At 73.1% G+C, this 25,547-nt stretch carries 30 protein-coding genes and 1 pseudogene; 8 read left to right on the plus strand and 23 right to left on the minus strand.

The genetic code is table 11. From position 1 onward, the window contains the following. Positions 1 to 51 precede the first annotated feature (51 nt). The gene (locus tag ACZ45T_RS12255) at positions 52 to 969 is read right to left on the minus strand and encodes a hypothetical protein (RefSeq protein WP_468440189.1); all 918 of its coding nucleotides are present in this window, start codon (positions 967 to 969) and stop codon (positions 52 to 54) included. Next, complete coding sequence (locus tag ACZ45T_RS12260; protein ID WP_468440191.1) at positions 966 to 1,838, minus strand: phosphatase PAP2 family protein; 873 nt, start codon at positions 1,836 to 1,838, stop codon at positions 966 to 968. The genes ACZ45T_RS12255 and ACZ45T_RS12260 overlap by 4 nt, the downstream gene beginning before the upstream one ends. A 172-nt stretch (positions 1,839 to 2,010) precedes the next feature. Here ACZ45T_RS12260 and ACZ45T_RS12265 point away from each other — a divergent pair, with 172 nt between their 5' ends. Then, positions 2,011 to 2,646, plus strand: a complete 636-nt coding sequence (locus ACZ45T_RS12265; protein WP_468440193.1) for a TetR/AcrR family transcriptional regulator — start codon at positions 2,011 to 2,013, stop codon at positions 2,644 to 2,646. A 178-nt stretch (positions 2,647 to 2,824) separates the two neighbouring features. Here the strand turns inward: ACZ45T_RS12265 and ACZ45T_RS12270 are convergent, their stop codons facing one another. Together ACZ45T_RS12270 and ACZ45T_RS12275 are read right to left on the minus strand one after the other, a co-directional pair. Continuing rightward, positions 2,825 to 3,391 (minus strand): TerD family protein, encoded by a 567-nt coding sequence (locus ACZ45T_RS12270; protein ID WP_468440195.1) that lies wholly within the window; start codon positions 3,389 to 3,391, stop codon positions 2,825 to 2,827. Positions 3,392 to 3,552: 161 nt separating this feature from the next. Beyond that, positions 3,553 to 4,644, minus strand: coding sequence for a hypothetical protein (locus tag ACZ45T_RS12275; RefSeq protein WP_468440197.1), 1,092 nt, complete (start codon positions 4,642 to 4,644; stop codon positions 3,553 to 3,555). Between the two features lie 217 nt (positions 4,645 to 4,861). Here ACZ45T_RS12275 and ACZ45T_RS12280 point away from each other — a divergent pair, with 217 nt between their 5' ends. Further along, on the plus strand, positions 4,862 to 5,674 hold the full coding sequence (locus ACZ45T_RS12280; RefSeq protein ID WP_468440199.1) for a glutamate ABC transporter substrate-binding protein: 813 nt from the start codon (positions 4,862 to 4,864) through the stop codon (positions 5,672 to 5,674). Here ACZ45T_RS12280 and ACZ45T_RS12285 read toward each other — a convergent pair. From ACZ45T_RS12285 to ACZ45T_RS12295, 3 genes are all read right to left on the minus strand, one after another. Beyond that, positions 5,658 to 5,933 carry a hypothetical protein gene (locus ACZ45T_RS12285; protein ID WP_468440201.1) on the minus strand — a complete coding sequence of 92 codons (276 nt, stop codon included), beginning with the start codon at positions 5,931 to 5,933 and terminating at the stop codon, positions 5,658 to 5,660. The genes ACZ45T_RS12280 and ACZ45T_RS12285 overlap by 17 nt on opposite strands. Then, positions 5,912 to 6,610: an SMP-30/gluconolactonase/LRE family protein gene (locus tag ACZ45T_RS12290; protein ID WP_468440203.1), complete on the minus strand. Its 699-nt coding sequence runs from the start codon at positions 6,608 to 6,610 to the stop codon at positions 5,912 to 5,914. The genes ACZ45T_RS12285 and ACZ45T_RS12290 overlap by 22 nt, the downstream gene beginning before the upstream one ends. Positions 6,611 to 6,766: 156 nt before the next feature. Beyond that, positions 6,767 to 7,333, minus strand: coding sequence for a DJ-1/PfpI family protein (locus ACZ45T_RS12295; protein WP_468440205.1), 567 nt, complete (start codon positions 7,331 to 7,333; stop codon positions 6,767 to 6,769). A gap of 215 nt (positions 7,334 to 7,548) precedes the next feature. On the opposite strand from ACZ45T_RS12295, the gene ACZ45T_RS12300 reads away from it, so the two are divergent. Beyond that, entirely contained in the window at positions 7,549 to 8,379 is an 831-nt protein-coding gene (locus tag ACZ45T_RS12300) for an endonuclease I family protein (protein ID WP_468440207.1), read from the plus strand. Here ACZ45T_RS12300 and ACZ45T_RS12305 read toward each other — a convergent pair whose 3' ends face one another. The 5 genes from ACZ45T_RS12305 to pdxR all read right to left on the minus strand — a co-directional run bounded on the left by ACZ45T_RS12305 (position 8,380) and on the right by pdxR (position 13,294). After that, on the minus strand, positions 8,380 to 10,032 hold the full coding sequence (locus ACZ45T_RS12305; protein WP_468440209.1) for a beta-N-acetylhexosaminidase: 1,653 nt from the start codon (positions 10,030 to 10,032) through the stop codon (positions 8,380 to 8,382). It abuts the gene before it with no gap. A 68-nt stretch (positions 10,033 to 10,100) separates the two neighbouring features. Then, positions 10,101 to 10,610, minus strand: coding sequence for a hypothetical protein (locus ACZ45T_RS12310; RefSeq protein ID WP_468440211.1), 510 nt, complete (start codon positions 10,608 to 10,610; stop codon positions 10,101 to 10,103). Then, positions 10,607 to 11,281 (minus strand): RNA polymerase sigma factor, encoded by a 675-nt coding sequence (locus ACZ45T_RS12315; RefSeq protein WP_468440213.1) that lies wholly within the window; start codon positions 11,279 to 11,281, stop codon positions 10,607 to 10,609. The genes ACZ45T_RS12310 and ACZ45T_RS12315 overlap by 4 nt, the downstream gene beginning before the upstream one ends. An 8-nt stretch (positions 11,282 to 11,289) precedes the next feature. Continuing rightward, positions 11,290 to 11,721 carry an LPXTG cell wall anchor domain-containing protein gene (locus tag ACZ45T_RS12320; protein ID WP_468440215.1) on the minus strand — a complete coding sequence of 144 codons (432 nt, stop codon included), beginning with the start codon at positions 11,719 to 11,721 and terminating at the stop codon, positions 11,290 to 11,292. An 85-nt stretch (positions 11,722 to 11,806) separates the two neighbouring features. Then, on the minus strand, positions 11,807 to 13,294 hold the full coding sequence (gene pdxR, locus ACZ45T_RS12325) for a MocR-like pyridoxine biosynthesis transcription factor PdxR (RefSeq protein WP_468440217.1): 1,488 nt from the start codon (positions 13,292 to 13,294) through the stop codon (positions 11,807 to 11,809). A 29-nt stretch (positions 13,295 to 13,323) separates the two neighbouring features. On the opposite strand from pdxR, the gene ACZ45T_RS12330 reads away from it, so the two are divergent. Next, complete coding sequence (locus ACZ45T_RS12330; protein ID WP_468440219.1) at positions 13,324 to 14,343, plus strand: DMT family transporter; 1,020 nt, start codon at positions 13,324 to 13,326, stop codon at positions 14,341 to 14,343. A gap of 35 nt (positions 14,344 to 14,378) precedes the next feature. On the opposite strand, the pseudogene ACZ45T_RS12335 reads toward ACZ45T_RS12330, so the two are convergent. The 4 genes and pseudogenes from ACZ45T_RS12335 to ACZ45T_RS12350 form a co-directional block, all read right to left on the minus strand. After that, positions 14,379 to 14,519, minus strand: a pseudogene (locus ACZ45T_RS12335) (hypothetical protein); the annotation flags it as partial. A gap of 151 nt (positions 14,520 to 14,670) precedes the next feature. Continuing rightward, complete coding sequence (locus tag ACZ45T_RS12340) at positions 14,671 to 15,006, minus strand: helix-turn-helix domain-containing protein (RefSeq protein WP_468440221.1); 336 nt, start codon at positions 15,004 to 15,006, stop codon at positions 14,671 to 14,673. Between the two features lie 138 nt (positions 15,007 to 15,144). Then, complete coding sequence (locus ACZ45T_RS12345) at positions 15,145 to 15,519, minus strand: YbjQ family protein (RefSeq protein ID WP_468440223.1); 375 nt, start codon at positions 15,517 to 15,519, stop codon at positions 15,145 to 15,147. A gap of 74 nt (positions 15,520 to 15,593) precedes the next feature. Further along, positions 15,594 to 16,262 (minus strand): response regulator, encoded by a 669-nt coding sequence (locus ACZ45T_RS12350; protein WP_468440225.1) that lies wholly within the window; start codon positions 16,260 to 16,262, stop codon positions 15,594 to 15,596. A gap of 646 nt (positions 16,263 to 16,908) precedes the next feature. Between ACZ45T_RS12350 and ACZ45T_RS12355 the strand changes: the two genes are divergently transcribed. After that, positions 16,909 to 17,373: an SH3 domain-containing protein gene (locus tag ACZ45T_RS12355; protein WP_468440226.1), complete on the plus strand. Its 465-nt coding sequence runs from the start codon at positions 16,909 to 16,911 to the stop codon at positions 17,371 to 17,373. Positions 17,374 to 17,397: 24 nt separating this feature from the next. On the opposite strand, the gene ACZ45T_RS12360 is transcribed toward ACZ45T_RS12355, so the two are convergent. The 6 genes from ACZ45T_RS12360 to ACZ45T_RS12385 all read right to left on the minus strand — a co-directional run bounded on the left by ACZ45T_RS12360 (position 17,398) and on the right by ACZ45T_RS12385 (position 22,698). Continuing rightward, a complete protein-coding gene (locus tag ACZ45T_RS12360; protein WP_468440227.1) occupies positions 17,398 to 17,757 on the minus strand; it encodes an NYN domain-containing protein in 360 nt (119 codons plus the stop codon). A 5-nt stretch (positions 17,758 to 17,762) separates the two neighbouring features. Then, complete coding sequence (locus ACZ45T_RS12365) at positions 17,763 to 20,054, minus strand: phosphatase domain-containing protein (RefSeq protein WP_468440229.1); 2,292 nt, start codon at positions 20,052 to 20,054, stop codon at positions 17,763 to 17,765. A gap of 57 nt (positions 20,055 to 20,111) precedes the next feature. After that, positions 20,112 to 20,798, minus strand: a complete 687-nt coding sequence (locus ACZ45T_RS12370; protein WP_468440231.1) for a Rossmann-fold NAD(P)-binding domain-containing protein — start codon at positions 20,796 to 20,798, stop codon at positions 20,112 to 20,114. 212 nt (positions 20,799 to 21,010) lie between these two features. Then, entirely contained in the window at positions 21,011 to 21,445 is a 435-nt protein-coding gene (locus ACZ45T_RS12375) for a VOC family protein (protein ID WP_468440233.1), read from the minus strand. 9 nt (positions 21,446 to 21,454) lie between these two features. After that, entirely contained in the window at positions 21,455 to 22,393 is a 939-nt protein-coding gene (locus ACZ45T_RS12380; RefSeq protein ID WP_468440235.1) for an SLAC1 family transporter, read from the minus strand. Further along, on the minus strand, positions 22,390 to 22,698 hold the full coding sequence (locus ACZ45T_RS12385) for a hypothetical protein (protein ID WP_468440237.1): 309 nt from the start codon (positions 22,696 to 22,698) through the stop codon (positions 22,390 to 22,392). Before ACZ45T_RS12385 ends, ACZ45T_RS12380 begins: the two co-directional genes overlap by 4 nt. Here ACZ45T_RS12385 and ACZ45T_RS12390 point away from each other — a divergent pair. The 3 genes from ACZ45T_RS12390 (at position 22,673) to ACZ45T_RS12400 (ending at position 24,999) form a co-directional block, all read left to right on the plus strand. Beyond that, complete coding sequence (locus ACZ45T_RS12390) at positions 22,673 to 23,653, plus strand: AraC-like ligand-binding domain-containing protein (protein WP_468440239.1); 981 nt, start codon at positions 22,673 to 22,675, stop codon at positions 23,651 to 23,653. The genes ACZ45T_RS12385 and ACZ45T_RS12390 overlap by 26 nt on opposite strands. A gap of 274 nt (positions 23,654 to 23,927) precedes the next feature. Continuing rightward, positions 23,928 to 24,383 carry a DoxX family protein gene (locus ACZ45T_RS12395; RefSeq protein WP_468440241.1) on the plus strand — a complete coding sequence of 152 codons (456 nt, stop codon included), beginning with the start codon at positions 23,928 to 23,930 and terminating at the stop codon, positions 24,381 to 24,383. A gap of 31 nt (positions 24,384 to 24,414) precedes the next feature. Beyond that, positions 24,415 to 24,999 (plus strand): YdeI/OmpD-associated family protein, encoded by a 585-nt coding sequence (locus ACZ45T_RS12400; protein WP_468440243.1) that lies wholly within the window; start codon positions 24,415 to 24,417, stop codon positions 24,997 to 24,999. 89 nt (positions 25,000 to 25,088) lie between these two features. Here ACZ45T_RS12400 and ACZ45T_RS12405 read toward each other — a convergent pair whose 3' ends face one another. Further along, a complete protein-coding gene (locus ACZ45T_RS12405) occupies positions 25,089 to 25,493 on the minus strand; it encodes a DUF5997 family protein (RefSeq protein WP_468440245.1) in 405 nt (134 codons plus the stop codon). Between the last annotated feature and the right edge of the window lie 54 nt (positions 25,494 to 25,547).

Here is a 25,547-nt window from a genome sequence, read left to right on the forward strand (position 1 = left end):
TGTTCTCCAGGGAGGACGCGACCATGGCCGAAACGGTTCTCCGATGGTGGCTCAGGCCGCCCGGCTGATCGGCACGGTGGATTCGGCACCGGAAGCAGAGCCGGCCCCGGAACCGGAACCGGGCACCGCGATGGCCGGGGGAGCCGCCTCGCCGGCGGGCGTCCGGGTCAGCAGGACCACCCCGCGCGCCGCCACGACGGCTCCGGCCCCCGCCAGCAGCACCCCCGTCACACCGCCCTGGAGGCGTTCGCCGAGCAGGACCATGCCGATGGCGGCCGCGGCCAGCGGATTGGCCAGGTTCACCACGGCGAGGGGGGCGCCGAGTCCGCCCCGGTAGGCCCGCTGCGAAAGGAACAGCCCGCCGACCGCGAACAGCACGACGAGCAGGGCCACCGCGCCCACCCGGACGCTGAGCAGGGCCCCGCCGCGGCCCGCGGCCACGGCCACGGTCTGGGTCAGGGCGGAGGCGGCCGCGGAGGCCAGCCCGGACGCCGTCGCGTGCCTGAGACCCGAGTGCGGGTCCTTGACCGCGGTCAGCAGCAGGATCACGGCGGCCGTCGCCCCGGAGACGGCCAGCGCCTCGGCCAGCGTGAGGGTGTCGTCGGGAGCCGGCCCGGACGCCGGGAGCAGCAGCAGGCCGAGCCCGGCGACGGTGGCCAGGGTGCCGCGCCATTCGGTGGCCGCCACGCGGCGGCCGGCCCGACGCGCCCCCAGCGGCACGGCGGCCACGAGGGTGAGCGCGCCGAACGGCTGTACCAGGGTGAGCGGCCCGTACCGCAGGGCTGCCGCGTGCAGCAGCGCGGCGCCCGCGTTCAGCCCGGCCGACCACCACCACGCGCCGGAGCCCAGCAGCGCCTTGGCGCTGCGCGCGACGGCGGCCCGGGCCAGCCGCTCCTGAGCCACGGCTGCGGCCGCGTAGGCCACGGCCGAGGCGAGGCACAGCCCGATGGCGAGGGCGGTGTCGTTCATGGTCGGGCCCCTACGACGGCGTCGGCGCTCTGCTGGCGCGGCAGCCTCCGTACGGCGGCGTCCACGTCGATGTCCGCGTCCGCGCCCGGGTCCGAGCCCGAACCCGCGTCCGAGTCCGAGTCCGCTTCGTGGTCCGGTTCGCTCGTGCGCGGCCGCGGGATCAGCAGCAGGGCCACGCCCAGCAGGACGGCGGCCACGATCGCGTCGAGCCAGTAGTGGTTGGCCGTGCCGACTATCACGAGCAGGGTCAGCAGGGGGTGCAGCAGCCACAGCGCGCGCCACCGCGAGCGGGTGGCGGCGATCATTCCGATCGCGAGCATCAGCGCCCAGCCGAAGTGCAGTGAGGGCATCGCGGCGAACTGGTTGGCCAGGGTGTCGGCGTCCGGCGCGGCCCGGTAGACGGTGGGCCCGTAGACCTGTCCGGTGTCGATGAGCCCCGTGTCGGTGAGCATCCGCGGGGGCGCGAGCGGATAGGCGAGGTGCAGGGCCAGGGCGGCTCCGGTGAGCACGGCGAGTACGCGGCGCGTCCACAGGTAGTGGCCGGGGCGGCGGAGGTAGAGCCAGATCAGGAACGCCGCGGTCGCGGGGAAATGGACACCCGCGTAGTAGGTGTTCGCGCTCTGTACGAGGGCCTCCCCGTGGAGCAGCAGCCTCTGTATCGCGCCCTCGCCGGGCAGGTGCAGGGCGCGTTCGACGTCCCATATCCAGTCGGCGTTGCGGAAGGCCTCGCCGGTGCGGTCGGTCGAGAGCAGCCGGCCCGCCTTGTAGACGGTGAAGAAGCCCGCGACGAGCAGCAGCTCGCGTATGAGACGACGGCGCGCGGCCCTCGGTCCGCCTGCCGGCCCGGCAGGTGTGGTGTGGGAGGTCATCCCCCGGTCTCTCTTCCTGTTTACGCGCACAGCGACACGCCAGTGTATCGATACATTGGCGTATCGATACGCTGCTGTACCGATACGGTTGCGTTTCCCGTACACTTTCAAAGTGGAATCCGCCGCCCCGCCGCCCCGCCCCGCCCCGGCGCCCCGAGGAGAGCCGCACCCCATGACGTCGACGCCACCCCCCGCGCGCCGCTCCAAGATCACCCCGGAGCGAGAGCAGGAGTTCTACGACGCCGTCCTGGAGCAGCTGCGCGAGCAGGGCTACGAGGCGCTGACCATGGAGGGCATCGCGGCCCGGGCCTGCTGCGGCAAGTCCACGCTCTACCGGCAGTGGAGGACCAAGCCCCAGCTCGTCGCCGCCGCCCTGCGCGCCGACCGCCGGGGCACCCTCGCCGCGGTGGACACCGGATCGCTGGCGGGCGACCTGCGCGAGGCGGCCCGGATCGCGGCCGGCACCTCCGGACGGGACACCCGGCTGACGCAGGCCCTCGGGCACGCCGTGCTCAGCGACGAGGAACTCCAGGCCGCCCTGCGCGAGGCGCTGGTCGAGCCGGAGCTGGCCGCCTTCGACGTCATGGTCGGACGGGCCGTGGCACGCGGCGAGATCGCCGCGGACCACCCGGCCGTGGAGTTCCTGCCGGCCCAGCTGATGGGTGTGCTCCGCATCCGGCCGCTCTTGGAGGGGCGGTACGCCGACGCCGACTACCTGGTCCGGTTCGTCGACGCGGTGATCCTCCCGGCCTTGGGCCTCGCACCCGCCCACCCCACCCCCCGGCCGCCGGTCGGCCAGACCCCCTGAACCGGCGGGTCACCGTCCCGATGACCGGACGGCGGCCCGCCCGCGCTGCCTCGTGGGGACGGCGGCAGCGCGCCACCCGGACCGGGCGGCGGCCACTCCCTCGAGTGAGTGGCCGCCGCCCGATCTGTGCGGCCCGGCGTCGGCATCGACCCCTGCGATCGCTCTCGGGCGACCCCCGTCAGTCGACCCCGCCCATGGTCCGGGCGAACTCCTCGGGATCGGCGTCGAAGCCACGCAGCCGCAGGTCGAACGACCAGGCGTCGGACGTGCCGGAGGCGTCGCGGGTGAATTCCGCGACGGTGGCCGCAGTGGCGGTGGACACTGACCCGAAGTCGCCCTGGGCGAGGTCCGTGTGGCCCTCGCGGATCCGGAACCCCGTCCCGCCGATGTCGGCGAAGGTCTTCGCACGGTCCGCGCCGGCCCCCGCGCCCGCACCCAGGCCGACGTGCTGGATGACCACGCCGACCACCACCCGGCACGACTGCGGTGACATCCGCTCCAGTTCGAGGGTCATCACCTCGTCGAAGCCGAAGCCCTGACCGGTGTGGCTGTCCCGGTTCAGGGTGATGGTTCCGTCGGGGGACCGGCTGCCGAAGTGCACCAGCTGGAGGGGGGTTCCGTGCGGGTCCGCGGGCCCGTAGACCGCCGCGACTATGTCGAGGTCGTTCGCGGGCGTACCGGCCGGGCTGGGGTCCCAGCGCAGCGCGACCTCCACCTTCGCCAGGCCTTTTCGTACACCAGTCACCGAACTCCCCCTTCGTTCGCCAGCAATTGACCGTTCATGATCCCACGCGACCCCCGCCACACCCCGAACGACCGTACGTTCCCAGCCAGTCCGGTGCCGCACTCACGCCACGGGAGGAAGGGTGCATACAGCGGATTCCGGCGGGCCGGTGCCCGGGCCGGTTACCAGTCACCGTCCTGAACGGGTTTGCCCGGCCTCGGGGCGTTTCCGAGCGGCTTGACCTGCCCGGGGGCCGGCTCCGCCCACGGGGTGTGGTCGTCGCCGAGCCACTCCCCCACCGGTTTCACCTGGCTCAGGGCGTCGGCCGGCGCGAGGTCGGCCGCCGATTCGTCGTAGTAGTCGAACCAGGGCAGCCCGGCCCTGGTGTAGGCGGCCCGGTCGATCGGCGAGGGCGGGGCATCCTCCCCGGTGATACGGCGCCACGCGGGCGGGGTCACCAGGTGGACGAAGACCCGTGCGGCCGGCTCCGCGGCCCAGTCGGACAGCGGGCGGTCGTCCCGGTAGACCTCCTGGTGCATGGCACCACCGACGCCGAGCCCCATGGCCGGAGCCGCGGCCGGCGCCGACGGCGGGCCCGCAGCGCCCCGCGGGGCGCCCGGGGCGCCGGGCTGCGCCATCATCGGCGGGGGTACCGCGCCGCCGAAGCCCCCGGGGGCGGGCGCGGCCCCGTACACGGCACTGCCCCCGCCCGGCCCCGGCGTCCGCCGCTCCTGCTCCGCCCGCCGCCACTGCGCCAGCGCCGCCGCCCCCAGCGGGAACGCCTGGAGCTGCACGCCGCCGGTGGTCTCCTCCCCGGTGACCTGGCCCTCGACGGTGGCTCCGAGCCCCAGCGGTACGGCGACGAACTGGCGCACCGTCCCGTCGCCCGAGTTGATTCCGTCCAGCCACGGCTGCCGGGGCAGCACCACGTAGTTCTGCGGGGCGCGTGCCAGGCTGCCCGTCCAGCGCTTGCCGGAGACGGCGCACACCTTGCCGACTCCGACCTGGAGCGCGGCCGGCTCCCGGGTCCCGCCGAAGCTCAGCCACATCGCCTCGCGCAGGTACACGGGCAGCATCACGCCGCCCTTCGCCAGCCATTCCGGCGGCACGGTGTCCGGATGGTCCTCGACCCGCCTCAGCGGGAACTCCCCCAGCCCCGGCGGCAGTGCGTGCGTACCCGACTCGGGCAGCCGAAGTGTCCGGATGAAACGGATCTGCACCTGTTCGCCCAGTAGCAGCGCATTACCGTCCACCCGTACCGAACCTGATCCCACGCCCGCCCCCTTCTACTGCCCCAGCCCTGATCCGCCACAGAATCTACGGCCGACCCAGATCGTTATGCTCAAGTTTTGCTCAAATCTAGTGACGCTGCGCCCACCGGCTTCCTAGCTTCCTCGTACACATGTCTCGACGTCCCTCACGTTCCCGCGGTTCCACACGCCCCGGCGATCCCGGTACACGGCCCGCGTCCCCCCAGGAAAGAGTTGCAGAATGAAGGTTCCCCAGGCCGGTGCGGTCGCTGTAGTGATCGCCCTCGCCCTGACCGCCTCCGGGTGTGTTGGTGACGACAAGGACAAGGGGACCCTCTCGATCGGCATCAAGTTCGACCAGCCGGGCATCGGGATGCGCGAGTCGGACGGCTCCTTCACCGGCTTCGACGTGGACGTCGCCACCTACGTGGCCAAGGAGCTCGGCTACAAGCCGGACCGGGTCGAGTTCAAGCAGGTCTTCAGCAACGACCGCGAGCTGCTGCTCCAGTACAACGAGGTCAGGTTCGTCGTCGCGAGCTACTCGATCAACGAGAAGCGCAAGGAGAAGGTCGACTTCGCCGGCCCGTACTTCGTCGCGCACCAGGACGTGCTGACGCGCGCCGGCGACTCGTCCATCAACAAGCCCGAGGACCTCAACTCGAAGCAGCTGTGCTCGGTGACCGGGTCCACCTCGGCGGAGAACCTCAAGAAGAACCTCGCCCCCAAGGCGGCCACGCTGGAGCTCGGCGGCTACTCGGAGTGCGTCGTCGCCCTTCAGGACAACCTGGTCGACGCCATGACCACGGACAACGCCATCCTGGCCGGGTACGCCGCCCGGAAGGGCAACGAGGGCAAGTTCAAGCTGCTGGGCCAGAACCTGAGCAACGAGAACTACGGCATCGGCCTCAAGAAGGGCGACAAGGAACTCCAGGGCAAGATCAACGAAGCGCTGAAGAAGATGGTCGCGGACGGCTCCTGGGAAGCGGCCGTGAAGAAGAACTTCGGGGCGAACTACAAGAACGAGCCGGCCCCGCAGATCACAACGGGCAGCTGACGATCGTCGAGGCGGTGGTCGGGTCCGACCAGTCGGAGTCGAAGCGCGCGTTGACGACGTAGAGCCGGTCCCCGTACACCGCCGCGGTCGTCGGCTCGTCGAAGCGCGGGTCGGTGATCTGCTTGACGAAGCGGGCCCGGCGGCCGTCCCCGCTCAGGGTGAACACGTCGACGGCGTAGGCCCAGTTGCGTACGACGTACAGCGTGCGGCCGTGGACCACGAGCCCGTCGCCGAAGCTCACCGCACCTGCGTCGAGCACGGTGCGGGTGGCGGCGCCGGTGCGCGGGTCGACCCGGAACAGCGCCTGGGCGGTGTCGTGCACCACGAGCAGGGCGCGGCCGTCCGGGGTCCGCTCGATGCCGTTGGCCCCCCAGTGCTCGCCGCCGGGCGGCACCGGTTCCCACTCGCCGCCGAGCCGCAGTGCGCGCGGCCCGCGGGCAGGAAGTAGAGGGCGTTGCCGAAGGAATCCGTGAACCAGGCCCCGCCGCATCCGACGACGGCGTCGTTGATGAAGGCGGTGCCGGTCGCGGCCTGGTGGGTGGCGAGGACCCGGCCGTCGCCGGAGTGGACGACCCGGATCTGACCGCTGGCGCCGCCCGCGACGAGCAGCCTGCCGTACGTGTCGAGCTTGAGCCCCACCGAGGCCGGCCCCTGGCCCTGCGTGAGGATCCGGCCCGCGCCGGTGGCGAGGTCGGCGCGGTAGATCGAACCGTCCCTCAGCGAACCCGTGTAGGCGACTCCTCGGGCGGTCACGGCGATGCCCTCGGGCTGGAAGCCGGGCGGGGTCGCGATGCTGTCGGGCCGCCCGGCAGCGGTGGCCGACGGCGCCCCGCCCGGTCCGGCGTGGGCGAGCGGGGCGAGGGGACCGGCGAGAGCGGCGCCACCGAGGGCCGCGGCCGCACCGATGAACCTGCGGCGCGCCAAAGGTCGGGTCACGTGGTGTCCTTTCAACTTCCTTGAACACAGCATCGGTTGACCGTCACACCTCAGCACACCGCTCGTGCCGCGTCAGTCCCCCGGATCCGACACTTCACAAGGGAATGAGGAGCCTCCCCTTCGCGCCGCCCCGCCGCCGACGCCTGCCGGCCGCCGTCAGGTCACCGGCGCCTTGCCGCGCAGCACGGTCAGGAACTCGCGCATCCAGCGCGAGTGGTCGGGCCAGGCCCTGGCCGACACCAGGGTGCCGTCGACCACGGTCTCGGAGTCCTCGAACTCCGCCCCGGCCGCCTTCATGTCCGGTTCCAGCGCGGGGTACGCGGTCACGCGGCGGCCGGTCAGACCCCCGGCCGCGGCGGTGATCAGGGGGCCGTGGCAGATCTGGGCGATCGGCTTGTCGGCGTCGGCGAAGGCCGCCAGGATCCGCCGCACCTCGGGATCGTTGCGCAGGTACTCCGGAGCCCGGCCACCCGGGACGACCAGGGCCGCGTACTCCTCCGGGACCACGTCGGCGAAGGCCAGGTCGGCGGGCCAGGTGTAGCCGGGCTTCTCGGTGTAGGTGTCGAAGCCGTCTTCGAAGTCGTGGACCACGAACCGCAGTTTCTTCACCGCCGGCGCCGCGATGTGGACCTCGTACCCCTCCTCGCGCAGGCGCTGGTACGGATACAGGACCTCCAGCGACTCCGCCGCGTCGCCGGTGACGATGAGGATCTTCACTGCCATGGGCTGCTCCCGATGGGGGTGTTCATGGTCCGCTCGGCCCCGCTGGGCCGCCTCTACCCTGCCCGCGACGGGCCCGCGGCACACACCAAGGTGTGCACCCCGGACACATGGATTTTACCTGTTCGGCACATGACAATGTGAGCCTCGCACTGCCACTGACACCCCGCCAATTCCCCAGGTGGGGACGGTGCGTATGGAGAGGTACCCCCACCCTGATGAGAATCTCGCGCCTGACTCCTTGGGCTGCCGGCCTCGCCGCCGCCGCCCTGTTCGCCGTACCGGCGGCCGCCTCCGCCGGCCAGCAGAAGACGGCGGCCCCCGAGGCCGCCACGGCTGCCACCACCGCCACGACCGCCTCTGTGGTGGACTCGTACTACGCCCCCGCCGAGGGCAAGACCGGGGCCGAGCTGAAGGCGGCCCTGCACAACATCATCAAGACCCAGTCCAAGGTGTCCTACGACGGCGTGTGGAACGCCCTCAAGGTGACCGACCAGGACCCGGCGAACCCCAACAACGTCATCCTGGTCTACTCCGGCCGCTCCCAGTCCAAGTCCACCAACGGCGGCGACCCCAACGACTGGAACCGCGAGCACGTCTGGGCCAAGAGCCACGGCGACTTCGGCACCTCCACCGGCCCGGGCACCGACCTGCACCACCTGCGCCCCGAGGACGTCACCGTCAACAGCACCCGGGGCAACAAGGACTTCGACCTGGGCGGCAGCCCCGTCAGCGAGGCCCCCGGCAGCCTGACCGACGCGGACTCCTTCGAGCCGCGCGACGCGGTGAAGGGCGACGTGGCGCGGATGCTGCTCTACATGGCCGTCCGCTACGACGGCGGTGACGGCTTCGCGGACCTGGAGATGAACGACGAGGTCAACAACGGCTCCGCGCCGCTCTTCGGCCGGATCAGCCTGCTGAAGCAGTGGAACCAGATGGACCCGCCGGACGCCTTCGAGCAGCGCCGCAACCAGGTCATATTCGACACGTACCAGCACAACCGCAACCCGTTCATCGACCACCCGGAGTGGGTCAACTCCATCTGGTAGTCAGAGCCGGTCGGCGAGGGCCTGGAAGCCGGACCAGGGCAGCACGGGCGTACGGGAGTCCCACACCTTCTGGGAGAGCGCGGCCAGTGGCAGCCGGATCCCCTCGGCCACCTGGGCCTGGGTCTGGGCGCCGGACAGGTCGCACCAGACGGCGAGGCGCGCGCCCAGGATCTGGTTCCCGTACGCGGCCGGGACGGGCGTGGTGCCGCGCAGGACCAGCGGGGTCCACTGCTCGTAGATCCGCCGGCCGGTGGGGTAGGTGAACTGGTTCGGCTCGCCGAGCACGTAGTAGAGGTACTCGTCATTGAGGTTCACCAGCTTGCGGCCCTCGCGCAGGTACTCCAGGGGCGGGCGTGCGCCGATCTCCTTGCCGGTCCAGTACTCGACCTGGAGGTCCTTGGCCGCGCTCGCCACCCCGCCGGTGAAGAAGCCGTCGTTCCACGCCTTGAGGGCCTTGCCCGACGGCCGGATCACGTCCGCGCGGTCGTCGAGCCAGCCCGTCGCCAGGTCCTGGACGCGACCCGTGGGTCCGTACCGCTGCTGCGCCGCGCGCGCGAGCTGCGGGAAGGAGGCCTGCGGGTCGCGGACGACCAGCGCCTGGTACTCGTCGGCGCCCAGGTGCCAGGCCCCGCCGGGGAACAACGGCAGGTACTCGCGCAGCAGTTCGTCGATGAGCTTGGCGGCCGCCGGGTCGGATATGTCCACCGCCCCCTGCACCGCCCGGCCCTGTACGTCGCGCAGTTGCAGGTCGGGGTGGGCGCGCAGCACCGCGCCGAGGTGTCCGGGCGAGTCGATCTCCGGGACCACGGTGATGTGCAGCCGGGCGGCGAGCGCCGTGATGCCGCGCACCTGCGCCTTGGTGAGGTGCGGGGTGGAGACGATCTCGGGGTGGCTGTCGGACTCGATCCGGAAGGCCTGGTCGTCGGAGAAGTGCAGGCCGAGCTGGTTCAGTTTCAGGTCGGCCATCTCGCGCAGCCGGTCCTCGATCCAGCCGGGAGTGAAGTGCTTGCGCGCGATGTCGAGATTGAGGCCGCGCTGCGGCCGGGCCGGGCCGTCGCGCACGGTGCCCTCGGGGGCCGAACCGGCGCTGCTCACCGCCTGTTTGAGGGTGCGGGTGCCGTAGAAGACCCCGGCCTCGTCGGGGCCGCCGATCCGCACCCGGCCGTCCTTGACGGTCAGGGTGTACGACTCCGGCGGGCCGGAGCTCCCGGCGTCCAGGGACAGTTCCACGTCACCGGGGCGCGGGGCCTCCGACTCGCCGTACTCGATGCGCAGTTCACCGGCGAGCAGCCTGGCCTCGTCGGACAGCGCGGCCGCGTCGCCCTGCGCGACGACCACCCGGGAGTCGGGGGCCGGCTTCCAGCCGGGGCCGCGGGCGGGTACGTGCTCCCGTACGGCCGGGATGGTGCGCGGGGCGGTGGACAGCGGGTAGGACGGCGTCGGGGCGGGGGTGGCCGAGGGGGTGGCCCCGGCCGGGTCGGTCGCCGTCGCGCCGGTGGCGGTGGAAGTGGCGGTGGCGGTGCCGGGTGCCTCGGGGGTCCGGGCCTGGTCCGAGGCGGCCGTGCAGGCGGGGACGGCGAGGGTGACCAGCGCGGCGACCGTTGCCGTCGCGATGACGTGGACCCTCCTGTGCTGCCTGGGATAGCGCATCATGCACCCGTTATCCCCCCGTACCAACGTGGCACGGGGGACACGGGCGCGCGACCCGGGGGCCCGATGGCCTAACGGGGACCACCCGAGGTCGGCGGCGGCGAGGAGGTCGCGGCGCCCCCCGGCCCGCCGGACGGGCTCGCCGACGGCGGCGCGGATCCTGACGGCGTCACCGACCGCGACGGCTTCGACGAGACCGACGGGGACGGGGACGGGGTCACCGACGGGTCCGCGCCCGGAGTGGGCGACGCCGGAGCGGGTGAGGGCGTGTTTTCCGGTGACGGTCCGGGGGCCGTGATCCTCGGCGGAGTGGCGGGCGGCACGGGCCCGGGGGCCGGATCCGTGGCGAGCAGCAGATATCCCATCCCGGCGGCGGCAGCCGCCGCCAGGCCCGCCAGCGGCAGGGCGAACCGCCGCAGCCTCGCCACGGGCAGTCGCCCCACCGGCGGCCGCGGCGGATCGGCGGGGCGCAGCCGACGGATGTCGATGCCGTCCGCGCGCGCGTCGAGGGCCTGCCGCAGCCGGCGCTCGACGGGGCGCTCGGCCGGGCGCTCGGCGAGGCGTTCGCCGTCACGCGTCATATCCGTCCCTCCAGAATCCGTTCCAGCGCGTCCAGGCCGCGGCTCGCGTTGGACTTCACAGCGCCCCGGCTGATCCCGAGGGTGGTCGCGATCTCCGCCTCGCTGAGGTCGGCCCAGTACCGCAGCACCAGGACCTGCCGACGGCGCGGCGTCAGCCGGCCGAGCGCGGCGAGCACCTCGCGGTGCGCCTCGTCCAGGACCACGTGGTCCTCGGCGGACGGTACGTCGGCCTCCGCCGGCGGGGTCCAGGCCCGTACGGTGCGCCTGCGGCGCAGCACGGAGCGCGAGGTGTTGACGACTGCGGTGCGCAGGTAGCCCAGGGCGTTGTCGACCTCGGTGATGTGCTCGCCGTGACGGCGGTACAGGGCCGTGAAGGCGTCCTGGACCACGTCCTCGGCGGTGGCCAGGTCGTCGACGAGCAGCACTGCCAGCCGGACCATCCGCAGCCGGTGCGCGTGGTAGAGCTCCGTGACGGTGGGCGGCTGCGGGTCGCCGCGGCCGGTGTGGTCGTACGCGTACGAGGACCCGTACGAGGAGCCGTACGACCGCGGGGAGACCGGCGGCGGGACCGGCGGGGCGGAACGCTCCCGGCGCAGCAACGACCACAGGCCCCGCCACGCCCGGCCGAGGCCGGGCGTGAGGGGGCCGACGGGTGGTGCGAGGTGGAGCACAGGATTCCTCAGCTGTTGGTGCGGCGCCGCACGGCGTACAGGGCTCCGGCGCCGGCGAGGACCAGGCCGGTGGCCCCCGCGCCCATGGCCATGGTGGTCGCGGAGGAGCCAGTATGCGCGAGCTCGGGTGCGGCGGCGGACGCGGAGGGCGCCGCGGAGGGGGCCGCGCTCGGCTTGGCGTCCGTCCCCGGGGTCGGGGAGGCGCTGGGAGCCGCGCCCTTCGGCGGGAGGCTGACCGACGGGGAGGGCGCGGATCCGCCCGGAACGCTCACCGACGGGGACGGAGTGGCGCTCGCCGGGACGCTGACCGAGGGGGAGGGCGCGGCCGAGCTGCCGCTCGCGGCGCAGGCCGGTCCGGCGAGAGCGAGGGCCGCACCGGCGGCGGCAGCGGTGACCGCCGTCCGGCGGAGGGCCAGGGGGACACGCTTCAGGTTCTTCACGGTGGTTCTCCACGGTCGGGTCGAGGACGCGGGACTACGCCCTTCACCCCCGCACGACGCGCGACCCCCCGGGAGGTTGCCGCCGTTACGGAAAAACTTTCCGTCCGGTCTCGGACAGCCCCTTCAAGGCCGTGCCGAGGAGGGCGATGCCCTCCTCGATCTCGCCGGCCGAGCCCGCCGCGTAGCCGAGGATCAGGCCGGGAGGGCCGGGCCGGAGGCGGTGCCAGGAGAGCGGGTGGGTCTTGACCCCCAGGGCCAGGGCGGCCGAGGCCAGGGCCGTGTCGTCGAAGCCGGCGCCGTCGAAGGTCACCATCAGGTGCAGGCCGGCCGCCGCGCCGTGCACCCGGGCCCCCGGCAGCCGCTCCGCGACGGCCCGGAGCATGGCATCGCGGCGGCGCCGGTGGCGGCGGCGCACGAAGCGCAGGTGCCGCTCCAGCTCGCCCGAGTCCATCAGCCGGGCGAGGACCAGCTGTGCGAGGACCGGATTGCCGAGGTCGGCGTAGCGCTTGGCGGCGATCACGGGGTCGCGCAGTCGCGGCGGGACCAGCAGCCAGCCCAGCCGCAGCGCGGGGGCGAGGAGCTTGGACACGCTCCCGGCGTAGCAGACGCCCTCGGGCAGCAGGGCGCGCAGCGCGGGGACGGGGGCCCGGTCGTAGCGGTGCTCGGCGTCGTAGTCGTCCTCGATGACCAGTCCCCCGGCGGCCGCCCAGCCGAGCAGCTGCCGGCGGCGCTCGCCGTCGAGCACGACCCCGGTCGGGAACTGGTGCGCCGGGGTGAGCAGCACGGCCCCGGCCCCGCTCGCCCGCAGCTCGACCACGTCCAGCCCGGCCCCGTCCACCCGTACGGGAACCGTCTCCAACCGTCCGTACTCCAACTGCTGCCGGGCCCCGAGCGAGCCGGGGTCCTCCACCGCGACCCGGCGTACGCCCTCCTCCCGCAGGACCTGCGCCAGCAGCCCCAGGGCCTGGGCGACGCCCGCGACGATCACCACCTCGCCGGGGTCGGCGCGGATGCCCCGGTTGCGGGCCAGCCAGCCGACGACCGCCTCGCGCAGCGCGGGCGCGCCCTGCGGGTTCCCGTAGCCGAAGTCGGCCGGTGTGAGTGCGGCGAGGACCCGGCGCTCGGCCTGGAGCCAGGCCGTACGCGGGAAGGCGGTGAGGTCGGGCACCCCGGGCGAGAGGTCGATCCGGCAGGGTTCGGCGCGCAGGGCGTCGACGAGCCCGCCGCGTGCGGGGGCGGGGGCAGTGGCCGTGACGGGCCCGGCCGTCGGGGGCGGCGCGGCGACGACGACGGTGCCGCCGCGGCCGCGGCCGCAGACCTGGCCGGTCTCCGCCAGCCGCTGGTAGGCCTCGGTGACGAGCCCCCGGGAGACGCCCAGTTCGGCGGCGAGGACGCGGCTCGCCGGAAGCCGGCTGCCGACCGGCAGCCGGCCGTCGGTGATCGCGTCGCGGAGCCGGGCGGCCAGCCAGTCGGTGCGGCCGCCGGCCGGGGCCTCGCCGGCGTCGAGCTGGAGGAAGTCCGAGCCGCCCGGGCTTTTGGTCCCCTCGATACCGCCTTCATTGGACCTGCTCATGGGACCATTGTGGTCCCAGGCTGGTCGGTATGAAGACAACTTCCACCGCCTTGCGGGACCTGGCCCCCGGTATCGCCGGGATGGCGCTGGTCGGCAGCAGTGTCACCGTCTCCCGTTCCCTCGTCGACGCCCCGCTGTTCGCCGTGCAGGCCGTCCGGTACGCGGCCGCCGCGCTGCTCCTGCTCGCCCTGGCCCGGGCCGCCCGGGTGCCGATCCTGCGGCCGCGCGGCCGGGAGTGGCTGTGGCTGGCGGGGATCGCGGCGACCGGGCTGGTGCTGTTCAACGTGGCCGTCGTCCGCGGGGTCGCGCATGCCGAACCGGCCGTCATCGCGGTCGCGGTGGCATCCGTACCGATTCTGCTGGGGCTGATCGGGCCCTTCCTGGAGGGGCGGCGGCCGAGTCGGCAGGTGCTGCTGGCGGCTCCGGTCGTGGTGGCCGGGGCGGTGCTGGTCGAGGGGACGGGCCGGACGGACGCCGCCGGGGTGGGCTGGGCGGCGCTCGCGCTGGGCTGCGAGGCCGCGTTCACGCTCCTCGCCGTGCCGGTGCTGCGCCGGCACGGCGCGTGGGGGGTGTCCGTGCACGCGGTGTGGCTGGGGGCGCTGATGCTGGCGGTGCTCACGGTCGTCTTCGAGCGCCCCGCCGACCTGGCGTCGCTCGGCGGCACCCAGTGGGCGGCGGCCGGATACCTCGCCGTGATGGTGACGGCCGTGGCCTTCCTGCTCTGGTACCGCACGGTGGCGAAGGTGGGCTCGGGCCGGGCGGGACTGCTGACGGGCATCGCGCCGCTGGCCGCGGCCGCCGCGGGGGTCCTCACGGGCAGCGGGGTCCCGGGGCCCGCGGTGTGGCTGGGCCTGGTGGTGGTGATCGCGGGGCTGGCGGTGGGCCTGCGGCCGGGCCGGACGCACGAGGAGGCCCGGCCCACGCCCGAAACACCCGGGCCAACGCCCGAAGCAGCTCAGTCGGCGCCCGCAACACCCCGGCCGGCGCCCGAACCGCCCGCCACGCCCGCGCGTACGCCCCGTACCAACCGGGCGGCCGCCTCCTCTTGAGGCCGCCCGGCCTTGTGGATCACAATCCGCAGATGTCCTCTGATCACGTCGTCGACCAGCTTCCCGTTCCAGCCGGCCTGCGTGTACGGGGCGTTGTGCTGGGCGATGTGCGTGCGGGGGTCGGTGGCCGAGCCGCCCGCGCCGCCGGAGGCGAAGGGGCCCCAGAATGCGTCGACGTTGCGAGGCTGCGTACGCGCAGGGCGGCGGTGTCCTCGATCGCCGTGACCTTGAACTCGACGGTCGAACCGGCCACCGAGATACGGGGCCTGACGGTCACTCCGGAGAAGGCGAGCGCGTAGTCCACACCGGAGGCGGACGGGGTCGAGGTCACGGTGGGGGTTTGACTTCCGCTCCCCGCCCTGAAGGGCGGGAATTCCTACCACGGTCGGCTGACCGTCTCGGTGGGTTCCTGCTTCTCCGCGCTGTGCCGGGACGAGTCCCGGTCTTACCCGCGCTCGACAGGCTGACGCCGCCAGTCCGGCGGCCTTCGCGACGTTGACCGCCGCGTTGATGTCCCGGTCGAGGACGGCCCCGCAAGCACCGCACTCCCAGCTTTGACAGATCCCCGCTCTTCGGGAACGCCCCACCGCCCGCGCGGGCGGTCTCACGGGCCCGAAGGGCGTCGTTGTAGACCACCCGCGCACACCCGAACGCACGGGCCAATGCGCAACGCTGAGGCCCACCTCAAGCGGATGGAAGAGATCATGCGCGCCGTCCGCGCGGAGCGCCGTCCTGGATTTACGTGGTCGGGAGGTGCCGGAGAGTGCGCGGGAGAGTGCGGACGAGAAGTGCCGGAGTGGATCAGGTGGAGGCGGGGACCAGGACCACGGCCGTCCCGTACGCGCACACCTCGGTCCCGACGTCGGCGGCGGCGGTGACGTCGAAGCGCATCATCAGCACGGCGTTGGCGCCCCGCGCCTTCGCCTGCTCGATGAGCCGGTCCATCGCCTGGTTGCGGGTCTCCACCAGGGTCTTGGTGAGGCCTTTGAGCTCGCCGCCGACCATCGACTTCAGGCCCGCGCCGATCTGGCTGCCCAGGTGGCGGGAGCGCACGGTCAGGCCGAAGACCTCCCCGATGACCTGTTCGACCCGGTAGCCGGGGACGTCGTTGGTCGTGACGACGAGGACGCCGGTCTGCTGTGCTCCGGGGCCGCCGCCGTAGTCTTCGATTCCCATGGCCACCACTGTGGCCCGGCCCGCCGCCGCCCGCATCCGGAGGACCGCGCACCCGCCCCGGCGATCCCCGGGGATCAGGGCATGCGGGCGGCGAAGCCGAACTCGTGGGCCACGACCACGGCCTGGGCGCGGCTGGACAGCGCCAGCTTGCTCATGCAGCGGTGGACGTGCGTCTTGACGGTGGCGGCGCTGAGGACGAGCTGCCCGGCGATATCGGCGTTGGACAGCCCGGCGCCGACCAGGGCGAGCACCTCGCGTTCGCGCGGGGTCAGGGTGTCCAGGCCGGGGTGGGGGGCGCGGACCGGGACCCGGGCGGCGTACGTGTCGATGAGCCCGCGCAGGGCCCGGGGGCTGAACAGCATCTCGCCGGCGTGCACGGTGGTGATGGCGGCGAGCAGCCGCTCGGGCGGGGTGTCCTTGACGAGGAAGCCGCTGGCGCCGACCCGGAGCGCGCCCAGGACGTGCTCGTCGGAGTCGAAGGTGGTGAGGACGAGCACCTTGGGCCCGGCGTCCGCGGGGTCCTGCCGTCCGGCGAGGATCCGCTCGGTGGCGGCGATGCCGTCCGTGCCGGGCATCCGGATGTCCATGAGGATGACGTCGGGCCGGGTTTCGGCGGCGAGCCGGACGGCCTCCTCGCCGTCGGCGGCCTCGCCGACGACCTCGTACCCCGGTGCGGCGGTCAGCAGGGCGATCAGTCCGGACCGGATCAGGAACTGGTCATCGACGACGAGTACGGACGGCATCCGCGTCATCCCCTCCCGCTCGGGGCACGGGAACCCGCGGGCTGACCTCGAAGCCGCCCTCGGGGGCGGGCCCGGCGGTCACCGTACCGTGATGGATCGTCGCCCGACCGCGCCTGTCGATCAAGCCCTGACCGGCCGCTCTCGGTGCGGCGGTGCCCGCGGGCGCCGCCGTACGCGCCGGGGCGCGGCCGCTGCCGTCGTCCACGGTCTCCCCGACGACCGGTGGCACGGCGCGGAGCCGGACCGCCTCCGGATGTATGCCCAAGTGCACGTCAACCCCCTTGTTTTACCCCCCTGGTTGTATAGGGCCGCCACCCAAAGGGGTAGGCGGATCTCAACCCGTGGATGGGCGCGTCCGGAAGTCGTCCGCGCGTAGATTCTGCTCCGCCGGTCCACCGGCCGGCATCGGCCCTGTCCCCCCGGGGCCCCGCTGCGCGGCCGTGCCCGTTCGGGGGCGGGCACGGCCGACGCGTCCCGAGCCCCCGCATCCCGACTGGACAGATTGGTCATATCGGGCTAATGGGCGGTGAGCCACCGGAGCGAAGGAGTCCTCCCTCGACATAGTTCGTCCGTGGCGACCGCCCGGTTGCCGCCCCGGGCGCGAGATGCGGCCGGGCGGATGTCTTCGCAGTAGAGGAGCCGGCTCATGCTGAAGCCCACCAGAACCATCCTCGCTCTCGCCACCGGAAGCCTGGTTCTCGGTCTGGCCGCAGCGGGCGCCGCCGTCGCGGACGAGGGCCCGGTGCAGGAGACGCCGCCGCGCGAGATCATCGTCGGCGACGGGCCCTGGCCCACGGAGCCGGGCGAGTACCCGGAGCAGCGGCACGCCATCGGCAAGGTCGTCTCCAAGGGCCCGCTGAAGGTCCGCAGCAAGCCGACCACCCACTCGCAGAGCCTCGGCCACGTGTACCCGCACAGCAAGGTCGAGATCAAGTGCAAGAAGTACGGCGAGAACGTGGACGGGAACCGCATCTGGTACCGCCTGGCCGAGAAGAACGGCTCGTGGGAGAACGGCACCGGCCGGCCCGACCGTGCGGCGTCGTACGAGAAGGAGCGCTGGGTCTCCGCCCGCTACGTCAAGAACCTCTCCGAGGTGCGGTACTGCCACTGACCGGGCCGTCAGTCCACCGGGGCGTCAGTCCACCGGGCGTACGGTCCGCGGCCCCACGCACCGCGCGCCGTACGCCCGGACCCGTGTCCGCAGTTCGCGGTCGGCCGTGACCACGACGCAGTCGCGCTCGGCGTACGCCGCGGCCAGCTCCACGATCCGGTCGTCCCCGCTCCCAGGCGCCGGGTCCACCCGTACCCCGGGAACGGACTCGACGCCCCGGGCGGCGCCTTCGACGACGAGGATGATCTCCTCCTCGTCGAAGGCCCCGCTCCGCTCGGCCAGTCGGTCGCGCAGCCGCTCGGCGGCGCCCCGCCGGTCGCGCCACCAGCCGTCCGGCACCGAGCCGACGACGTTCGCCGCGTCCACGATCAGGACGGTCGCCACGGTGGCTAGAAGTCCCCGTAGTTGACCTGCCAGGTGGGCAGGCCCATCCGGCGCCAGATCGCGACCACCCGGTCCCGGTCGTCGAGCGAGACCCGTACCGCGTACCGGTGCCGCACGTGCGCGTCGAACAGCTCCGCCTTCACCACGTCGTCACGGCGCGTGTCGCCCGCCGCGCGCATCCACAGCTCGTCGTACGGCACTTCGTGGCGCGCCAGCCAGGACTCGGTCTGCGGCCGGTGCTCCTCGCTCCGCCCCGACAGCAGGACGATCGTGTCGCCGTCGGCGCGCCGGAAGGCGTCCAGCGCGTGCCGGACCGGCTCGTTGAGCAGGTCGAGCTCGCAGCGCGAGAAGTCGTACGGCCCCCGGTCGCCGGTCAGCGCGAGCGTGCCGTCGATGTCGCACATGACCGCGGCGGGCAGCGCCGGATCGGGGACGTACTGCGTCACCTGTGGCACGGCGGCCGTGCCGGATCCGCCGTTCATCCACTCCGACGTCAGCCGCCAGCCGCCCTTGCGGGCGTTTCGGTGCTTCTCGGCCAGCACGCGGATGATCTCCTCGCCGACCTGACGCTCCCGGGCGGCGTCCCGGCGCAGGCACTCCTCCAGCGGGACATCGGTGAAGTCGTGCACGACGAAGGTCGCGAGACCGCCCACGGCGGCCTTGAGCCGCTTGGGGATGTTCTTGGTCAGGTGGGTGTTGTCGACGACCACGTCGAAGCCGCCGTCGACCGCCGCGCGGACCGCCGCGTCCTGGATCGCCAGCACCGTCTGCTCGTGCGCGAAGCTGCGGCCCCGCTCCGGGTCCGGCAGGTCGAGCATGCTCCGCAGGTCATCGAGGTTGACGCGGCGCATCCGGCCGCCGGACCGCGCCTGGAGGGCGCGGGCCGCGGTCGTCTTGCCGGAGGCCGGCAGACCCGTCATGACGTGCACGACGGGCAGCGCGGGCTCCTGCGCCTCGCAGTCCGCCGTGAGGCGGGCTGCCGGTGCGGGAACGCGAGGGGCGGCCGCGGGCACGGAAGGGGATGCGGGCGTGCGCGCGGGAGGGGGTACGGGCGTGCGCGCGGGCGGGCGCACTGCTTCGGGCACTGCGTCCTTCTCCTCGTCGGTGGCGTAGGGGTCGGCCGTCTCCGGCCGTACCTGGCGCCAGGTGGTGAGTTCGGTCGGCCTGCCGTCGAGCCGCATGAACATCGCGGGGCGGACACCCCGGTCGTCCAGTTCCTTGACGGCGCGGGCGAAGGCGCCTCGGTCGGCGGCCAGGTGTGCGAGGCCCGCGTAGGCCTCGTCGATCGCACGCTCGTGCCGCGCGGCCTCGTCCTCCAGACGCGCGATCACCTCGCGCACCCAGAGGTCGAACTCGTCGGGCACCTGCTCCAGGAGCGCGTCGAGCGGCTTGCCGCCCGCCGCTTCGACATCCGCGAGCGCGCAGTTCAGGCTCTGCGCGAGCTGCTTGGCGGGCAGGCCGGCGAACCGCTGGATGCCGTGGGCGCGCCAGACGTCCCGCTCGGTGACGCCGGTGAGCACCTTGTGGAGCCGTACGTACTCGGACAGCTTCGCCTTCGCGCGCACGCCGGAGGCGAACCTCAGCACGAAGCCCTCCGCCTGGGTCCCCGTCGTGGCGGCGCCGCCGGGCAGGGTGTTGGACTCGGTGAGCGCGATCAGCTCGTCGAGGGGCATGGCGGGCCACACGGTGACGACGGAACCGATCCCCTCCCAGTGGGACGCGGCCTCCGCAAGCGGGACCTCCGTGCCGTCCGTGCCGAAGGCCGCGAGGAGGACGAGGTCCCGGCGGTCGCCGTAGTCGACGACGATGCGGTTCTGCGGGTACAGGATCTCGGCGAGGTAGGTGGTGCCCGGGCGCAGGGCCGCGGTGTCCCGGCCGTCGAGCCGGCGCTGCGCCCAGGTCGCCTGGGCGCTGATGAAGGAGCCCTTGGAGGCGACCCGCCAGCGGCCCGCGTAGTGGAAGACCACCGCGAGGCTGCCGTCGACCTTGTCGTACACCTCGAACGGCTCGTCCGGGAGGGCGGGAGCGTACGGCTGACCCGACTCGTGCTCGCCGACGTTGAAGAACTTCGGCAGCGGCAGCGCGACGATCGCGCCCGTGTTGTCGTCGGCGACCAGCCCACGACAGCGTGTGGTGACCTCGTTCCAGACGCGCTCGTACTGGGCCGTCCGGCTGTACGTGTAGATGGACAGCGGCAATTCGGGGTGCGACTTGCGGGTCACGTACCCGGCGTCGATCGAGTCGGCCAGCGCCTGCGCGGGCACCAGGTCATGCAGAGTCAGGGTCTCCTGGCTCATGGGGTCCTCCCGGTTTGAGATGGCTCATTCTCACGTGCGGGAGGCAGTGCCCGGTACTCAATTATGCCTGGTCCCGGCGTTGCCCAGGCGGTTGATGTCCGCGGGCCGCAGGATGTGGCCGGGGATCTCGGTGCCGGGGGTGGCGACCGCGATCATGGCACGGCCGAAGGCCTCGGAGGTGATGACGAGGTTCGGCGCGACCCGCCTCAGCAGCGGGACCAGCGGTGCGGTGACCGCGTAGAGCGCGCGGTAGAGCCGGGTCTTGGAGGGCACGCCGGGCACCGGCTGGACGATCCCGGGACGGAACATGAACGCCCGGAAGGGCAGTTCCAGCAGGTCGTTCTCCGTCTTCCCCTTGACCCGGGCCCACATGAGGCGGCCCCGCTCGCTGCTGTCCGTGCCCTCGCCCGATACGTAGACGAAGGTCAGTCCGGGATTGGCGGCGGCCAGCGGACGGGCCACCGCGAGCGTCAGGTCGTGGGTGACGCGCCGGTACGCCTCCTCCTCCATGCCGACGGAGGAGACCCCGAGGCAGAAGAAGCAGGCGTCGTACGCGGCCGGGTCGACGCCCGCCTTGGACAGGTCGGACGGGTCGTCCTGGACGCGCTCGCGCAGCTTGGGGTGGCTGACGCCGAGCGGGGTGCGTCCGATGGCCAGGACGCTGTCGACGGAGTCGTCACGCAGGCATTCGCGCAGGACGGCCCGGCCGAGCATGCCGGTCGCGCCGAAGAGGATGACGTTCACGGGACGAAGCGTAGGGGGCTGGGGGGTGTCTTGTCGGTCAGGCCGGGTCAGGGAGCGGCGTCTGACGCGTGCGATCGCAAGGCGGAGGAGGGAGTCGACGCGGTGGGGGCACCTCCCAGCGGTAGCTGGGGGACGTCGGCGAGTGACGACAACGCGGCGAGCGTGCGTGGCAGGCGTCGCTCCCTGACCCGGCCTGACCGACAAGACACCCCCTAGGGGGTGATGCAGAGCTCGTTGCCCTCGGGGTCGGCGAGTGTCGTCCACGTGTAGGGGCCCTGGGCGCCCTCGTGCAGGTGCTTGGCGCCCTTGGCGATGAGTCGTTCGACCACGGTGTGCGGGTCGTCGGAGCCGGTGCGGACGTCGAGGTGGACGCGGTTCTTGACCGTCTTCGGCTCCGGGACGAACTGGAAGAGGATGCGGGGCGCGCGTTCCAGGCCCTCCGGGTGGCGGATCCCTGCGCCCGCCTTCCAGACGAGGGTGCCGCGGTGGGTGGTGGTGTCGGCCTCACTCGCGCGACCGGCTTCGATCATGCTGCGGATGAACTGCTCGTCGCTCGGCTCCACTTCCCAACCCAGGGCGTCGGCCCACCAGTCGGCGAGGGAGTGCGGTTCGTTCGAGTCGATGGTCACCTGGAACGTGTATGCCATGGCGCGACCCTACTGGGCCGTGAGGTGGGAGGCGACCAGCGCGGTGAAGGTCAGCAGCCAGGCGGCCACGGCGATCCAGAGGGGGACCTCGCCCAGCGGGAACAGCCAGGCGATGCCCGCCGGGTCCGCCACGGAGAGGCAGGCGGCGGCGGTCATGCCGAGGGGGAAGACGGTGGCCCAGCGCCGGATGTCGTAGCGCGGCCGGGGGTGGCGGAACTCGGCGGTGAGCAGGACCGCGTACCAGGCGAGGGAGGACGCGAGCGCCACGAGCGTGACGGTACGCAGGGCCGTGTGCGCCGAACCGGTCCATACGGGGGATGCCGTGAGCTTGGATCCGGCCAGGGCGGAGATGGCGAGCGCCCCGCCCGCCACCCAGTGGTCGCCCCGGCCGCCCACCACCTCGCGCAGGTCGAAGCGCAGGAAGGCCGCCGCGTGGAGCAGCAGCCCGAGGCAGAAGGCGGCCAGCGCCGCCCGGGCCAGCCAGTCGGGGTGGCCGGCGGCGGCGAGGACGGCCGCGAGCACGGCGAGCCCCTGCGTGGCCACACAGGCGAGGAACGCCGCGCCGGGCATGCGCCGCCGCCAGTGCCGTACGACGTTGAACAGCAGGCCGGGCCAGAGCGCCGCGGCCAGTGCGAGCAGCGCGGCGGCGGCGCTCTGCCAGCCGAGCGCGCAGAGCCGGGCCCCGATCACGGTGGTGGCGGCGACGGCCGTCAGCGCGGCCGGGGTGTCGGCCTCGGCGCGGAACCGCCCGCGGTCGCCCAGCAGCCGGGCCGTGAAATCGGCGGCGAGTACGAGCCACAGCGCGGCGGAGACGGCGAGCGCGGCCAGCGACAGCGCCTCGCGCCCGGTCAGGTGCAGGCCGACGGAGATGATGCCGGCGGCCATGACGGCGGCTCCCGCCGCGGGCGGCAGTCCGGCCCACCAGCCGCGGCCGGGGAGAATGCTCACCCCTCCAGCGGACCGCACCGGTGCGCGGGCCGCCAGCGGACGGCGCCGACCGGCTGCGCGCGGGAACCTCGCAGGTGGCGGTGGGCGTCTCCTGCACCGCCGTACGCCGTACCGCCGTTCGCCGTACGTCGCACCGCCGTTCGCCGTACCGTCGCACCGCCGTTCGCCGTACGGCCGATGTCCAAAAAGCCGTTGCTGTTCAGGGAGCCTTTGAAGATGTGGTCGTCGATGTCCTCAGCCGCCTTGCCGGCCGGGGACAGGTTCGAGTGGTTCTCCGACATGGTCGCCCGCGCGCTGGCACCCACGTCGATCAGCATCGGTGACCCGGAGGCCTTCCGCGCCGAGGCCTCCGTGCTGAGCCTGGGCGGATCCGTGCAGGTGTCGACCTTCTCGTACTCCCCGCTGCGCTCGCGGCGCACCGCCGCGCTCATCAGGCAGAGCGACCCGGAGCAGTACCAGTTGGGGCTGGTGACCGGCAGTCCCATGTGGCTGTCGCAGCGCCGCAACGACTCCGGGCTGGTCACCGGCGACATGATGCTCTGGGACACCACGCACCCGTACGAGGCCGGCGCCCGGGAGGAGGGCGACCTGGTGCACGCCGTCATCCTCCAACTCCCCAAGGCCGTGCTGCCGCTGCCCGTCGACAAGGTGGACCGGCTGCTCGCCCGGCGGATCCCGGGCGAGCGCGGGATGGGGGCGGTCCTCAGCCGGTTCCTCGGCTCGCTGGCGGAGCACGCCGGCGAGTGCGGGCCCCAGGAGCTGGCGCGGCTGGGCACGGTCGCGCTCGATCTGGCCACCGCCTGCCTCGCCCAGCACGTCGACGCGTACGAGGACCTGTCCGGCGAGGTCCGCGACCAGGCCCTGCGGGAGCGGATCAACGCCTTCATCGAGGACAACCTCGGGAGTACGGAGCTGACCCCGCAGGCCATCGCCGCCCGGCACCACATCTCCCTGCGCCGACTTCACCTGCTGTTCCAGGGGCAGGCGGAGAGCGTCGCGGCTTCCATCCGGCGGCGCCGTCTGGAGGGCTGCCGCGCCGACCTGGTCCGCCCGGAGCTGTCCTCCCGGCCCGTGCACTCGATCGCCGCCCGCTGGGGTTTCACCAACGCCGCCGTCTTCAGCCGCGCCTTTCGCGAGGCGTACGGCATCAGTCCTCGGGAGTTGCGTGTCCGGGCCTCCCAAACTCTCTGCACGCAAGATCAACGGAGTCTGCGCGCGATGCACATGCGGGGATGCGGTCCGGTTCTAGGCTCGGGGTGAGACGCGGACCTGCCGGCCCGCCACAGGGGAGCGGGCCGGCGGGTCGCGATCCTCGCGCGAGCACGGCCGCCCGGCCCTCGGGCCGTCGGCCGCCGCCGAGGAGGGGAACTCCGCGCGCCGTCGACGCCGCCTGCCGTTCGGCGGGGTAGCGTCGGCCGGTGGCCGGAAGTCGCGCTTGCCGGGCCGGTGGGGCCCACCCGCGCCTACGGCTCGCGCGCGCTCGAGGACTCGGCACTGCTTCGGGACCCGTCCCCCGCCGAAGGAGTCTCCCCCCATGACCTCACGTCTCGACCATGCCCGGCCCTATGCCCTCGGCCTGTTCCGCATCGTCACGGGACTTCTCTTCGCCTGCCACGGCGCCGCCTCCCTGTTCGGGGTCCTCGGCGGCGTGCGCGGCGGCGGCACGGTCGCGGTCGGCGTCTGGCCGGGTTGGTACGCCGCCGCCATCCAGCTCCTCGCCGGCGCGCTGATCCTGCTGGGGCTCGGCACCCGCGCCGCCGCGTTCGCCGCCTCCGGCTCGATGGCGTACGCGTACTTCACCGTGCACCAGCCCCACGCGCTCTGGCCCCTGCAGAACGGCGGCGAGGCTTCCGCGATGTTCTGCTGGGCCTTCCTGCTGCTGGTGTTCACCGGACCCGGCGCCTTCGCGGTGGACGGGCTGTTCCGCTCTCGCGCCGCCACGTCCCGTGCCCTGCGGGACGAGCCCCGACCGGGGGCCGCGGCCGCCTGAGGCACCGGTGTGCGGCGATAGCCTGAGCGCCATGGACGAACTGGGCGGGGTGGAGATCGTCGGCTTCGCGGACGCCGCGGCGTTCGAGGGCTGGCTCGCGGAGCACCACACGCGACACGAGGGCGTGTGGATCAAACTTGCGAAGAAGAAGTCCGGCATCGCGAGCGTCACCGATGACGAGCTGGTCGACATCGGGCTGTGCTACGGCTGGATCTCCGGGCAGCGGCGCTCGCTCGACGAGCGATACTACCTGCAGAAGTACGTGCCGCGGCGACCGAAGAGCCTGTGGTCGCAGGTGAACGTGGACAAGGTCGCGGCGCTGACGGCCGCCGGGCGGATGCGCGAACCCGGGCTGGCCGAGGTGCGCAAGGCGCAGGAGGACGGGCGGTGGGCGCGCGCCTACGAGTCGCAGAAGACGGCGACCGTGCCGCCCGATCTGGCGGCGGCCCTGGAAGCCGACCCCGAAGCGGGTGCGGCCTTCGAGGCGCTCGACAAGACCGGCCGCTACCAGGTGATGCTGCCGCTGCTCCAGGCACTCACTCCGGAGACCAGACAGGCGCGACTCGACCGGGCCCTGAAGATCCTGCTGACCGGTCGGGCTCGGGCTGAGCCCTGACCGGCAAGCAGGATGAGCCCGGCGGGGAAAGGCGTCAGGCCCGGCCTCCCCGAGGGGATGCCGGGCCTGACGGAAGTCGGAACCGCGGGTCAGGAACGCTCGTCGCGGGCCTTCTCGGCCCGCTCCGCGTTCTTCTCCTTGATCCGGACCGTTTCCTTCCGGACCTCGGCCTGGGTGGCGCGCTCCCGCTGCAGCCACTCGGGAGACTCCTGCTTCAGCGCTTCGATCTGCTCGGTGGTGAGGGGTTCCGTGACTCCGCCACGGGCCAGGCCCGCGATGGAGACGCCCAGCTTGGACGCGACCACCGGCCGGGGGTGCGGGCCGTTGCGGCGCAGGTCCTGCAGCCACTGGGGCGGGTCGGCCTGGAGCGCACTCAATTCGCTGCGCGAGACGACACCCTCCTGGAACTCAGCGGGGGTGGCCTCGAGGTACACGCCCAGCTTCTTCGCCGCGGTCGCGGGCTTCATCGTCTGGGTGTTCTGGTGCGACGTCATGGAGTCAAGAGTATCGAGCGTGTGCGCTACCTCCGACCACGACCGGTAACCTGG

The organism is Streptomyces sp. NPDC030995 (genome assembly GCF_055571215.1).

Excerpts from the sequence above, each read along its gene's own strand:
- ACZ45T_RS12395 (WP_468440241.1), top strand. The coding sequence starts at position 23,928 with ATGACCTCACGTCTCGACCATGCCCGGCCCTATGCCCTCGGCCTGTTC.
- ACZ45T_RS12255 (WP_468440189.1), bottom strand. The coding sequence starts at position 969 with ATGAACGACACCGCCCTCGCCATCGGGCTGTGCCTCGCCTCGGCCGTG.
- ACZ45T_RS12305 (WP_468440209.1), bottom strand. The coding sequence starts at position 10,032 with ATGATGCGCTATCCCAGGCAGCACAGGAGGGTCCACGTCATCGCGACG.
- ACZ45T_RS12295 (WP_468440205.1), bottom strand. The coding sequence starts at position 7,333 with ATGGCAGTGAAGATCCTCATCGTCACCGGCGACGCGGCGGAGTCGCTG.
- ACZ45T_RS12365 (WP_468440229.1), bottom strand. The coding sequence starts at position 20,054 with ATGAGCCAGGAGACCCTGACTCTGCATGACCTGGTGCCCGCGCAGGCG.
- ACZ45T_RS12310 (WP_468440211.1), bottom strand. The coding sequence starts at position 10,610 with ATGACGCGTGACGGCGAACGCCTCGCCGAGCGCCCGGCCGAGCGCCCC.
- pdxR (WP_468440217.1), bottom strand. The coding sequence starts at position 13,294 with ATGAGCAGGTCCAATGAAGGCGGTATCGAGGGGACCAAAAGCCCGGGC.
- ACZ45T_RS12350 (WP_468440225.1), bottom strand. The coding sequence starts at position 16,262 with ATGCCGTCCGTACTCGTCGTCGATGACCAGTTCCTGATCCGGTCCGGA.
- ACZ45T_RS12300 (WP_468440207.1), top strand. The coding sequence starts at position 7,549 with ATGAGAATCTCGCGCCTGACTCCTTGGGCTGCCGGCCTCGCCGCCGCC.
- ACZ45T_RS12265 (WP_468440193.1), top strand. The coding sequence starts at position 2,011 with ATGACGTCGACGCCACCCCCCGCGCGCCGCTCCAAGATCACCCCGGAG.
- ACZ45T_RS12345 (WP_468440223.1), bottom strand. The coding sequence starts at position 15,519 with ATGGGAATCGAAGACTACGGCGGCGGCCCCGGAGCACAGCAGACCGGC.
- ACZ45T_RS12400 (WP_468440243.1), top strand. The coding sequence starts at position 24,415 with ATGGACGAACTGGGCGGGGTGGAGATCGTCGGCTTCGCGGACGCCGCG.
- ACZ45T_RS12355 (WP_468440226.1), top strand. The coding sequence starts at position 16,909 with ATGCTGAAGCCCACCAGAACCATCCTCGCTCTCGCCACCGGAAGCCTG.
- ACZ45T_RS12405 (WP_468440245.1), bottom strand. The coding sequence starts at position 25,493 with ATGACGTCGCACCAGAACACCCAGACGATGAAGCCCGCGACCGCGGCG.
- ACZ45T_RS12330 (WP_468440219.1), top strand. The coding sequence starts at position 13,324 with ATGAAGACAACTTCCACCGCCTTGCGGGACCTGGCCCCCGGTATCGCC.
- ACZ45T_RS12375 (WP_468440233.1), bottom strand. The coding sequence starts at position 21,445 with ATGGCATACACGTTCCAGGTGACCATCGACTCGAACGAACCGCACTCC.
- ACZ45T_RS12260 (WP_468440191.1), bottom strand. The coding sequence starts at position 1,838 with ATGACCTCCCACACCACACCTGCCGGGCCGGCAGGCGGACCGAGGGCC.
- ACZ45T_RS12280 (WP_468440199.1), top strand. The coding sequence starts at position 4,862 with ATGAAGGTTCCCCAGGCCGGTGCGGTCGCTGTAGTGATCGCCCTCGCC.
- ACZ45T_RS12390 (WP_468440239.1), top strand. The coding sequence starts at position 22,673 with ATGGTCGCCCGCGCGCTGGCACCCACGTCGATCAGCATCGGTGACCCG.